This window comes from Bacteroides parvus, assembly GCF_017309675.2.
GTDB classification, from domain to species: Bacteria; Bacteroidota; Bacteroidia; order Bacteroidales; family Bacteroidaceae; genus Bacteroides; species Bacteroides uniformis.
Map to the genome: position 1 here is coordinate 1252553 of NZ_CP084680.1, position 12446 is coordinate 1264998.

The 12446-nt window shown below is 48.9% G+C and carries 6 protein-coding genes; 2 read left to right on the plus strand and 4 right to left on the minus strand.

Annotated elements, in window-relative coordinates:
- Nucleotides 1–119 precede the first annotated feature (119 nt).
- Nucleotides 120–4193: a hybrid sensor histidine kinase/response regulator transcription factor gene (locus JXR92_RS04905; RefSeq protein ID WP_138345173.1), complete on the minus strand. Its 4074-nt coding sequence runs from the start codon at nucleotides 4191–4193 to the stop codon at nucleotides 120–122.
- Nucleotides 4194–4382: 189 nt separating this feature from the next.
- Here JXR92_RS04905 and JXR92_RS04910 point away from each other — a divergent pair, with 189 nt between their 5' ends.
- Together JXR92_RS04910 and JXR92_RS04915 are read left to right on the plus strand one after the other, a co-directional pair.
- Complete coding sequence (locus tag JXR92_RS04910; protein ID WP_138345171.1) at nucleotides 4383–5465, plus strand: phosphotransferase enzyme family protein; 1083 nt, start codon at nucleotides 4383–4385, stop codon at nucleotides 5463–5465.
- Nucleotides 5456–6190, plus strand: coding sequence for a carbohydrate-binding family 9-like protein (locus JXR92_RS04915; protein WP_117599835.1), 735 nt, complete (start codon nucleotides 5456–5458; stop codon nucleotides 6188–6190). Before JXR92_RS04910 ends, JXR92_RS04915 begins: the two co-directional genes overlap by 10 nt.
- Nucleotides 6191–6752: 562 nt before the next feature.
- Here JXR92_RS04915 and lpxA read toward each other — a convergent pair.
- From lpxA to JXR92_RS04930, 3 genes are all read right to left on the minus strand, one after another.
- Nucleotides 6753–7520, minus strand: coding sequence for an acyl-ACP--UDP-N-acetylglucosamine O-acyltransferase (lpxA, locus tag JXR92_RS04920; protein ID WP_117599834.1), 768 nt, complete (start codon nucleotides 7518–7520; stop codon nucleotides 6753–6755).
- A 99-nt stretch (nucleotides 7521–7619) separates the two neighbouring features.
- Complete coding sequence (locus JXR92_RS04925) at nucleotides 7620–9005, minus strand: TolC family protein (protein WP_117599833.1); 1386 nt, start codon at nucleotides 9003–9005, stop codon at nucleotides 7620–7622.
- Nucleotides 9006–9024: 19 nt separating this feature from the next.
- Nucleotides 9025–12444, minus strand: a complete 3420-nt coding sequence (locus JXR92_RS04930) for an efflux RND transporter permease subunit (protein WP_117599832.1) — start codon at nucleotides 12442–12444, stop codon at nucleotides 9025–9027.
- Nucleotides 12445–12446: the final 2 nt, after the last annotated feature.

A 12446-nucleotide genomic window follows, 5' to 3' on the forward strand; every position in this document is an offset into this window, starting at 1 on the left:
CTTTAGATTGTAATTCTGAGGTCAAAGGTAAGAGGTTTTGTGGAATCGGGTGTATGAGGAAGTACAAGGGAAGGGAGAAAAAGTACAAACCGTATCATGCGATGGCTTGATGTACAATATTAAGATGTCTCTTCACTGTCTTCCGTACTTTCCTCTCCTCCATTCTCTCCTTTGCGGTAGGCCAGCGGGCTGACATGGTAAATGTCCTTGAAGCATTTGGAGAAATAGCGTGAAGAACTGAAACCTATCCGGTCCGCAATTTCAGTGATATTCAGTTCCGGATTGTTGCGCAGCATCAGAGCGCCTTTCTTCAGGCGGATGGTCAGGATAAAGTCATTCGGAGTCTGTCCGGTGATAGCCTTCAGCTTGGTGAACAGATTGGTGCGTGCCATTGCCATTTCACGGGCAAAGACGTTGACGTTGAACTCCGTATCGTCCAGATGTTGCTCGATGACTGTCATGGCGCGGTCCAGAATCTCTTTGTCTATGGGGTTGGTGGCAAGCATCTGTACAAAGGCTTGCGGTTGCTTGCTGAATTTCTCCTGCAGAAGGATGCGCGAGTTTACGAGGTTGTTGCAACGAGAAATCAATAGATTGGTGTTGAATGGCTTGGTGATATAGTCGTCCGCACCGATGCGCAGTCCCTCGATATTCTGTTCGATGGCAGTACGTGCCGTGAGCAGTACCACGGGAATGTGGCAGGTGTTGAAGTCACTCTTTATCTGTTTGCACAGTTCCGTTCCCGACATGTTGGGCATCACTACATCGCTGACTACGATATTGGGCATTTCGCTACGCACCAGTGTAAGTCCTTCCGCTCCGTCGGCCGCAGTCAGTACTTCGTAGAACGGCTTGAAGATACCTGCCAGCATGTCGCGGATGGAGTCGTTGTCTTCCACTATCAGGATTTTTGCATCCGGGAGCCGTTTGATGGGAGCATTCTCTTCCAGCTCTGCCTTGAGCAAGGCATCGTTTTCCGGTTTGGGAATTTCTATTTGTTGCACACTGTCTGCATTCTTATTTATTTGCTCTTCGTCAAACTGTGCGTTCCCCAATTGCAGGTTTACGATGAAGCTGCTGCCTTTGCCCAGTTCGCTTTCCACACGGATGGTGCCGTGATGGAGCTCCACGATACCCTTTGTCAATGCCAGGCCGATACCCGTACCCGTCTTGCTTGCATCCGTAGAGTCCATTGGGTCTATCTGGTAGAAGCGGTCGAATATCTTGTCCACTTCCCGGGCATCTATGCCGCTGCCGGTATCGGTCACACGGATGACGGCATTGCTGCCTTCGGTCTTGATGCTGAGGGTGATGCTGTCTTCCGCCTTGGTATGCTTGACGGCGTTGGACAGCAGGTTGTTTATCACTTTCTGCATCTGTTTTTGGTCATACCACACTTCGAGGCTGTCTGTTTCCTTTTCGAAGTAGAGGCTGATTTGTTTGGCGCTGGCATATTCCAGGAAAAGCAGATAGTTTTCGTATAGGAAGTTCACGATGTTGTGTGGGCTTACCTTTATCTTCATGTGCCCTTGTTCCTGCTTGCGGAAGTCGAGCAGCTCGGTGATGAGTTCCCGTAGCTGTATGCTGTTCTTGTAGATGCCCAACACCTTGTTATATATGGCAGGCGTGAAGTTCTGGAGTTGCATCAGCGTTTCCACTTGTGCCACGATGAGCGTCAGCGGGGTGCGGAATTCATGGGAAATGTTGGTGAAGAAACGTAGCTTTGACTGGTTCAAGGCCTCTACGTCACGGATGTGCTTCTGTTCGTACTTCAGTGATTCACGCAACTTGATTCTCGACTTGTAGGTACGCACCAGATACCAGAGCAGGATTCCCGTCACTATCAGGTAGATAAGATAGGCAAGGGGAGTCTTGTAGTAGGGAGGCAACACGTGTATGGTCAGGTGGACTTGCGGACAAAGGCTCTCGTCTTTTCCGTTGGGCTTTATAATCAAGTTATAGGTTCCTGCGTTTAGGTTGGTATAAGTGATGTTGTGTAGTCCACGAGTGCTGTTCCAATCGTTGGAGAAGCCTTCCAGTTTATAGATGATGTCGTCTTTGTTGGCGGCTACATAGTTTGAAGTGGCGAACTCTATGCTGAACATGGACTGGTCAGCGTTGAGCGTAATCTCGGGGGTGCAGTACAAGGCTTGCTGCAGGATACCGGTCTCATCTCCCACTTGTATTTCCGTTCCGTTCACAATGAGGCGGGAGAGGATGATTTTGTAGGGTTTCGGCGTGAAGTTCAACTCCATTTCATGGAAGGAAATCATTCCCTGCGTGCCTCCCAGGAATATTTCTCCGTCACGGGTCACGCAAAGGGCATTCTCATTGACGGCAGTCATTGGGAAACCGTTTTCGGCACTGTAGTTCAGGAATACCTTCTGCCGGTAGTCGAAGATGGAGAAGCCTTCGTTGGTGATGAGCAGCAGTTTGCCGCTGGTGGGGGATTCCTGCGTCTCGTAGATGCAGTCGCTGGAAAGACCGTTCTTCGCTTGGTCAAAGTTCTCGAAGTCGTTGCTGGCAGGGCGGTATAAGTCCAGTCCGCTGCCCGAAGTGGCGAACCACAGATTGCCTTTGCTGTCTTGGGTAATGTTGTTTACATTGTTGTTGCTGATGCTGTGTGGGTTGGCAGTATCATGGCGGTAGTTGGTCAGTTTGCCGGTATCGAAACGGTAGCTGAACACACCTTCGCCCGTGGCTGCAATCCAGAGCGTACCGTTGCTGTCGAAAGTGATGTCTGCCACCATCTTGATTCTTTTGCCTTCTTTGCTGTCCTGGAACAGTTGTTGGCATTTCCCGTTGGCAGGGTCGAAGAGGCAGATTCCGTTTTGGGTGGCCACTACCAGCTGGTGCTGATAAGGCACGATGTCGCGGATGATGTCGGAAGGCAGGGTTTCCGGATTGTCTGCTTCCATGCGGTAGTGTGTGAATCGGCCTGAGTGTATGTCCAGTCTGTTCAGTCCGCCCAGATGGGTTCCTATCCAGATGATGTCTTTGGAGGCATCATAATAGAGAGCCTTGATGTTGTTATGGGAAATGCTGTTGGGACCGCTTCCCGGGCGGAACCATTTGAATTCACGGGTACGGCGGTTGTAATAGTTCAGTCCGCCCCCTTCGGTGCCAATCCACAGATTGCCGTTCTTGTCTTCGATGGTGCGGCCTACAACCGGATTGCTCAGTCCTTTCTTTTCGATGGGCGAATACATATAGCGGCTGTATATCTCGTACTCGGGGTTGAAATAGTTGACACCGCCAAAGTAGGTCCCCAGCCACAGCGTTCCTTGGTTGTCCTTTACGATGCACCAGATGGAAGAGTGTGTCAGTCCGTCGCTCTGGGCATCACTGGCAGTGTGGTTCTGGAAGAGTCCCGTACTTTTGTCATACCGGTTCAGACCGTTGAAGGTTCCAATCCAGATGTTTCCCAGATTGTCTTCACAGCAGGCTCGCACGAAGTTGGAAGAGATGCTGTAAGGGTTCTTTGCGTCGTATTCAAAGATTTCGATGGTTCCGTCGGTTTTTACATGGTGCAGCCCTTCTTTCCAGCTGCCAATCCATAACTCGCCTTCGCTGTCTTGGTATATGCTGGTGATGTTGCCTTTCAGGATGGGGTGGGTCAGCTCGTTCTTGTCCAGTTGCAGGCGGTATGCTCCGTTGGTGGTCGTTCCAATCCACATTTGTCCTTTGTCCAGATGCATACAGCAGATTTCCAGACTTTTTCCGGGAAGCTGGTAATAAAGGTCAAAGTTTCCGGTCTGCTCGTTATAGCGGTAGATTTCATTCTGTTTTCCGATGAAAAGGGCCTCTTTGTAATATATGCTGTGCACATTTCCTTGCAGCAGGGTGGTGAATCTTTGGGTGGCGAAATTGAACTCGGCTACTCCTTCCGTACAGAGCAGGTAGATTTTTCCGTTACGGTTGCCGGCCATGCGTAGCACGGTGTTGCAGAAAAGGCTGTAAGGGTTGTTCTTCTGCAGCTTGTAAGTTTGTATGTCTTCTCCGTCATAACGGTTCAAGCCTTCTCGGGTTCCAATCCATAAAACACCGTTTTCATCGATGTAAAGACTGTTCACGGAGAATTGTGACAGACCGTCGTCGGTCGTCAGATGGTTGAAGGTGATGTTCTGCGCCTGCAGGGTTGCAGCAATCATGCTTACTGAAACAAGAAGCAGCCGGATGATAAACGTTCGCACTTTTCGGGTAGTTTTTAAGGTTTCAGTTACAAATATAGGTATATTTTGTACAAGACTTCTTATTTATTAGGCGGTTTTTGTGGTTATGTTTGGATAAATGTATAATTTTGGAAGCGCGCCGAACGATACTTGCCTTTTGGTATAAGGCTATCAGCGTATCTTTGTAAACAAATTAATTCATTTATTATCATGAAAGACCTTTTATCTATTGTATCTCATTTTCAAATGCAGGGTACAGTTCGTGAAATCAAGCCTTTAGGCTCAGGCCTGATTAACGATACGTACAAAGTGACCACCGCTGAGGCCGGTGCGCCGGACTATGTTCTGCAACGTATCAATCATGCCATTTTTCAGAATGTAGAGATGTTACAGTCCAATATCGAGGCTGTGACCAGGCATATCCGTAAGAAACTGGAAGAGAAAAGAGAGGCCGATGTCGAGCGCAAAGTACTTCATTTCATCCCCACGGCCGAAAGGAAAACCTATTGGTATGACGGTGAGAACTACTGGCGTATCATGACTTTTATTCCTCGTGCCAAGACTTACGAGACGGTAAATCCGGAATATTCCTATTATGCGGGAGCTGCCTTCGGTAATTTCCAGGCTATGCTTGCCGACATTCCAGATACATTGGGCGAGACAATTCCCGATTTCCACAACATGGAGTTCCGCTTGAAGCAACTCCGTGACGCTGTGGCTGCCGATGCGGCGGGACGTGTGCAGGAGGTGCAGTATTTTCTGGATGAGATAGAAAAACGTGCTGATGAAATGTGTAAGGCAGAACGCTTGTACCGTGAAGGCAAACTGCCCAAACGGGTATGCCACTGTGATACGAAAGTAAACAACATGATGTTCGACGAAGACGGTACGGTGCTTTGTGTCATCGACCTGGATACGGTGATGCCCAGCTTCATCTTCTCCGATTATGGCGATTTCCTTCGCTCAGGTGCCAACACGGGGTTGGAAGATGACAAGAATCTGGATAATGTGAACTTCAATATGGAAATATTCCAGGCATTTACCAAGGGTTATCTGGAATCGGGCAAATCCTTCTTGTTGCCGATAGAGATTGAGAATCTGCCTTATGCGGCTGCCTTGTTCCCATACATGCAGTGCGTACGCTTCCTGGCAGATTATATCAACGGTGATACTTATTATAAAATCCAGTATCCGGAGCACAATCTTGTTCGTACCAAGGCTCAGTTCAAACTGTTGCAGAGCGTGGAGGAACATACATCGGAGATGAAAAAGTTCATTGACTCATGTATCTGAAAAAGTATCTGATGACGATAGCAGCAGCTCTTTGCATGCTGCCGTTGTCTGCAATTAATCCCCAAAATAGTAAAATGAAAGAATTGAATGTAAAGAAAGTAAGTGTGGCCAATATACCGGTAGAGTCGGTTCCGGCTCTTCTGGATGAAGAGAAAGTGGCGTTTCAGCCCGTAAATACAGTGAATTGGGCTGCTTTTCCTTATGCTCCCAGTGTGGAGTTCCGCATAGCGCATACGGAAGATGCCATTCTGCTGCATTTCAAGGTAAGGGAAGCGAGTGTACGCGCAGTGGCAGGACACGATAACGGTCCGGTCTGGGAAGATGCGTGTGTAGAGTTCTTCTCTGTGCCTGCCGGTGACGGAGTGTACTACAATATGGAGTGTAATTGTGCCGGAACGCTGCTTATCGGGGCAGGTGCCGGACGTGGAAACCGCCAGCATGCCCCGCAAGAGGTGCTCGATAAAGTGCAGCGTTGGGCTTCTTTGGGACGTGAGGCTTTCGACGAAAGAGTAGGTGAGTGTGCCTGGGAAGTGGCTCTGGTCATCCCTTATTCCGCTTTCTTCCTGCATGACATCACTTCGTTGGATGGAAAGACGCTCCGTGCCAATTTTTATAAATGCGGCGATAAGCTCCAGACTCCCCATTTCCTTTCATGGAATCCGATAGGTCTGGAGAAGCCGAACTTCCATTGTCCGGAGTTTTTCGGCACCCTGCATTTCGAGTAGTAGTAGAACAAAAAGTTACTCAACCTGCCCTCACCACTATCACTGTTTTCCTGAAACTCCCTATTCGTCGCCCTTCCAGGGGTGAGTGAGGGCAAATAAAAAGGGTGAGGGCAAATTTTACCCTCACCCTTCCGGGCGTACCCGGTTGCTTCCTGCTTCTTTCCCCGTCTTTTATAGGACAAGACAAACCATTGTCTACAGAAACAGTATAATAAATACCCTTTATATACTTAATCCGTTAGTTCACAACACTGAACACTTTGTTCCAGCATAGAGAACACTTTGTTTCAGTATAGAAAAACACTTTGTTTTCATATAATGGAACGAACTGTTTTGTTAAGGGAAACAAAGTGTTCTCTATAAGGAAACAAAATGTTTAGTTAAAGGAAACAGTTTGTTTTACTTAGCATACTGCTTGGAATGAGTGTGCATTAAAAAAGGATAAAGACTATGCAGGAACTATTGTAGAGGTATATAGAAAATGGCACGAACTACGCAGACTTGCAGAAAAGAATCTGTCCATCCATGATTGTCTGCGTGATTCGTGCCCGAAGAAGGGTGTTTACTTCACGATTCCTTTGGAATTCTTGATGAAGTTGATGATATTGTGTATCTCGTCACTCATCGGTACTTGGTCTTCAATCTTCTGCAAGGCATCCTGCACGCTGAAGTTTCCCTGGTATACCAGACGGTAGGCATTTACGATATGGCGCAATACACGTTCACTCACCTGGTGTTTGTGTTGAAGCACAGCAGCGTTGATACCGTGGTATTCCGCCGGATTACCGTTCATGATGATATAGGGCGGCACATCCTTTGATATGCGGCAGCCAGCTTGAATCAGTACCCAACTTCCAATGTGGCAGTATTGGTGCAGAATGACGTTGCTGCTCAGAATGGTGCAGTCGTCTATCTGACATTCTCCGGCTACGGTAGTCTTGATACCCAGTACACAATGGTTGCCTATCTGCACGTCGTGGCAGAGGTGTACACCATCCATCAGGTAGTTTTCATTGCCGATACGGGTAGCGCTTTCTGCATGGGTGGCACGGCTGACAACCACGTTCTCGCGGATGTCGTTATTATCACCGATAATCAGCATGCTGTTCTCTCCCGTATAATGGAAGTCTTGCGGTTCGGCACCCAGAACGGCATTGTGATGTACCTTGTTCCCTTTTCCCATGCGGGTACCGTGCAGAATTTTTGCACCCGACATAATAATACAGTCATCACCGATTTCCACGTTCCCTTCGATAAATGCAAAGGGCTGGATGGTTACATTCTTGCCGATTTTTGCGGCAGAATCTACATAAGCTAACGGACTTATCATAGTAATTAGCGATTAATGATTAATGATTAGTGATAAATGGTCAGTGATTAGGATTTACTATTTCATTAATCGCTAATCACTAATCACTTATCGCTCATTTTATTCTCTTCCTCCTCCAAGCGCTTGATACAGGCTGATGACTGCCTGCATGCTGCTGAAGGTGTCGGATACTTCTGCAAGCTGTGCGCTGAGGTAAGACTGCTCGGCAGACAAGACTTCCAGATAGGTCGACGTGCCTAAGTTAAACAATTCTTTTGTATCTGAGGCAGCTTGGCGGGCAGAATTTACTTGAATAGTGCGTGAAACGGCTTTGTTCTTCTCCATTTGATACAGGTGCAGGGCGTTGCTCACTTCATTTCCGGCATTCAGCAGGGCGGTTTGGAACTGAATCTTAGCCTGCTCCTCTTGTGCCTTGGCTTGTTTCAGACGGGCAATGTTGGCACCGCGATAGAACAAGGGTTGCGTCAGCGAACCGATGGCAGAAGCCAGCAGTTTGCCCGGGTTGACGATACCTGCACCGGAGTTATTGGTCCAGCCTCCCGAACCGCTCAATGTAATCTGCGGGTAGAAGGCGGCACGGGCGCTATTGGTGTTATAGTAGTTGGCAGCCAGTGACATCTCGGCAGCTTTCACGTCCGGACGGTTGGATAGCAACTGCAAGGGGATACCTACTGAAAATTCCGTAGGAAGCTGTTGATCTTCCAGTACACCGCGTGCGATGCTCTGTGCCGGTTGGTGCAACATCAGGCAGAGAGCGTTTTCGGTTTCGCGTATGCTCTGGCGTATGTCGGGCAGTGATGCCATGACTTGAGCGTAGGCGGTGCGGCTCTGCTCTACGGCAGCAGAAGTGGTTCCGTAGATGCCTGCATCTTTCATGGCTTGCACGGTCTCCAAGTTCTTTTTCAGAATCTCGACGGTGCCTTCGGTGATTTGCAGTTGGCGGTCCAGCATCAGCAGGGTGTAGTACATGTTGGCTACACCGGCGATGACTTGCGTCTGAACGGCTTGTTCGTAGAATTGCGTCTGCTTCAAGCTAACCTTTGCTTGTCGCTTCGGGTTCAGCAATTGACCGAAGAGGTCGATTTGCCAGCTTGCGGTAACGGGCAGGGAGTAGATTTGTGTAGCCTTTCCCTTGTCCCAGCTGCTGACGGTTCCTTGCGGAGACAAGGCAAGCGTCGGAGCATAGGCAAGACGGGCAGACATCAGTGCGGCTTGTGCTTGTTTCACGTTCAAGGCGGCACTGCGCAGGTCACCGTTGTTGGTGAGTGCTTGCTCGATAAGTGTCTGCAGCTGCGGGTCTGTGAACACTTCTCTCCAAGGCAGATTACCGAAGTTGGCTGTATCTGCGGCTAATGTATCGTTCACGGACGCCGTGTCGCGATACAGTCCGGCAGTTGTTATGTCTTCGGGTCTGTCGTATGATTTGTAGATGTGGCAACTGCTCAATAAAGCAGTTGCGCACATCAGGCATATTATTTTCTTCATAATCGCTAATCGTTAATCACTATTTTGTATATTGTTCAATCTCAGGTTCTGCATCCGAGTTGTCCACATCTTCCCATTCCATCGGTTTGAATTTCTCCTGCAAGTACTGGAATGCCACGAACAGTGCGGGCACTATGAAGATTTGCAGAATCATACCGATTAACATACCGCCGATGGCAGACGTACCCAGCGTACGGTTACCGTTGGCACCCGCACCGGAAGCAAACATCAGCGGAAGCAGGCCGACAATCATTGCCAATGACGTCATCAAGATAGGACGCAGACGGGCTGCAGCACCCAATACGGCTGCCCAGGTGATACTCATACCCATTCTGCGGCGTTCGAGGGCAAACTCTACAATCAAGATGGCATTCTTGGCCAACAGACCCATCAACATGATGAGGGCAATCTGCATATAGATGTCATTGGACATCGTGCCCAGAATCATCTTCAGTGCCGGGATACTGCCCAATGTACCTATACCGCTTACAAAAAGGAAGCTACCCAGCAGACCGAACGGCACGGACAGCAATACGGATAAAGGTAGGATGTAACTTTCGTACTGGGCACTCAGCAACAGATAAACGAATACGAAGCACAATATGAAGATGAGTCCCGTAGTGCTTCCACTCGTTTCGGCCTCTTCACGCGCCATACCTCCCAGCTCGTAACCGAAACCGGCAGGCAGGTTTTCCTGCGCCACTTCGGCAATGGCTTGCAGAGCTTGACCGGAAGTGTAGCCTGATGCGGGAGCCACCATCACTTTCATGGAGGTGTAAAGGTTGAAACGGCTGATGACGTCAGGACCATATACTTTCTTGATGGAGATGAATTGCGTGATAGGTGCCATTTCGTTGCCGTTGCGCACCTTGATGCTCTGTAGTGTTTCCATATTCTTGGTAGCGTCAGGTTCGGCTTGTACCATTACGCGGTACATCTTACCGAAGCTATTGAAGTTGGAAGCATACAAACCACCGTAATATCCCTGCAAGGTAGTCAAGATGTCATTGGGGCTGATGCCTGCTTTCTTACAAGCGGCAGCATCAATGTCCAGCTGGTATTGCGGGAAGTGGGGGTTGAAGGATGTCTTGGCAGAGTTGATTTCAGGGCGTGCTTCCAGGGCTGCGGTATAGTTGTTCACCACGTCGAAGAAGTGGTTCAAATCACCACCCGTCTTGTCCTGCATGTTCAACTCGATGTCACTTGAAGCCGAGTAACCCGGAATCATAGGTGGAGCGAAGAACAATACCTGCGCTTCCTTGATAATCTTCTGGGCACGCATGTATAATGTGGCATAGACAATGGTAGAGTTCTGCATGGTGGAGCGTTCTTCCCAGTTCTTCAGCTTGATGATGATAGAACCATAGGAAGGACCTTGTCCACCCAGAAAACTATAACCGGAAATGACGGTACGCGATTCTACTGCAGGGTCGGCAGCAACCAGACTGTCTACGCGATTCAGAACCTCTTGAGCACGTTCTTGTGAAGTGCCGGGAGGCAAAGTAACGGCACCCATAATGGTACCGGTATCTTCGTTGGGCACCATACCGGTAGGAGTAATCTGCATGAAAACACCCAGCAATACGATGGAACCGATAACCAATCCTGCCGATAGCCATCGTTTTTGGATGAAGAACAGCACTTGTTTCTTATACTTGCCCAAGATACCGTTGTATGAGTCATTGAAGGAGTGTTTGAACTTGTCGGTAGTCATGCCTGCCAACGCCAGCACACTGATGATAATCATCAAGCTGCACAGAATGGGGTGTTCGCTGAAGCTGAACAGACCGAAAATCATGCCCAGAATAGCTACCGTCACGAAGAGCAACGTGATACCTGGGCGCATCAACCGACCGAGAGAGTCGACATAACGAGCAAGCATAATCTTGCGCGCTTCCTTGGCGGCAACGCCTACACGCTCTTTCAGACTTTCGTGTCCTCCATTATGAGGTTTCAAGAAGATAGCACACAGAGCAGGACTCAGGGTCAAGGCGTTCAAAGCCGAGAAACCGATAGCAATAGCCATAGTCAAACCGAACTGACGGTAGAAAGTACCTGCTGTACCTCCCATGAAGCTCACAGGGACGAATACGGACATCATGACCAGCGTAATGGAGACGATAGCGCCGCCCAACTCACTCATGGCGTCAATGGAAGCTGTACGGGCTGATTTGTAACCCTGGTCCAGCTTGGCATGGACGCCCTCGACGACGACGATGGCATCATCGACCACAATGGCAATGGCAAGTACCATGGCCGAAAGGGTCAGCAAGTTGATACTGAAACCGATCAGCTTCAATACGAAGAAGGTGGCAATCAATGCCACGGGAATGGCGATGGCGGGAATCAACGTAGAACGCATATCCTGCAGGAAGATATACACCACGATGAACACCAGGATAAAGGCTTCGATCAATGTCTTGATTACCTCATGGATAGAGGCGAAGAGGAAGTCGTTGGCACTCTGTGCAATGTTTATCTTCAAGCCGGCAGGCAGTTTGCTGGAATAGTCGTCCAGCAGGGCCTCGATATCCGAGATGGTTTGTGTGGCATTACTGCCTGCCATCTGGAAAATGATGCAACATACGGCTTTATGTCCGTTAACCATATTGTTGAATCCATATGACAGACGACCCAGTTCCACATTTGCTACATCCTTCAGACGGAGTATTTCACCGTTTTCCAAAGCTTTGATGACAATGTTCTCGAACTCTGTAGTCTGTTGCAGACGTCCTTTATAGCGCAGGGTATATTGGTAAGTTTGGTTACCGCGCTCACCCAACTGGCCGGGAGCCGCTTCGATGTTCTGTTCGCTCAAGGCGGCAACCACATCGTTGGGGATAAGTTTGTATTGGGCCATTACATCAGGTTTCAGCCAGATACGCATGGAGTAGTCCTGTCCCAATACCATGGCATCACCCACACCGTTGACACGTTTCACCTCAGGGATAAGGTTGATGTTGGCGTAGTTTTCCAGGAACTCGATGTTGTACTGGTCTTTTTCATCATAGATGGAGAATACCATCAACATGGAAGTCTGGCGTTTACGGGTGGTTACACCGATTTTGGTAACTTCGGCAGGCAGCAAGCCTTGTGCCATGGAAACGCGGTTCTGCACGTTCACCGCTGCCATATCGGGGTCGGTACCTTGCTTGAAGTAGATGGAGATGTCGCCCGAACCGCTGTTGGTGGCGCTCGAACTCATGTACATCATATTTTCCACACCGTTAATTTGGTCCTCCAACGGAGCGATAACGGAGTTCAGCACCGTTTGGGCATTGGCACCTTGGTAAGTTGCACTTACCGATACGGTAGGGGGGGCAATGTCCGGGTATTGGGTGATAGGCAAGGTCGCCAGACCAATAACTCCTAAGATTACTATCAGGATGGAAATTACCGTTGATAGTACCGGACGGTTAATAAATCTATCTAGTTTCATTT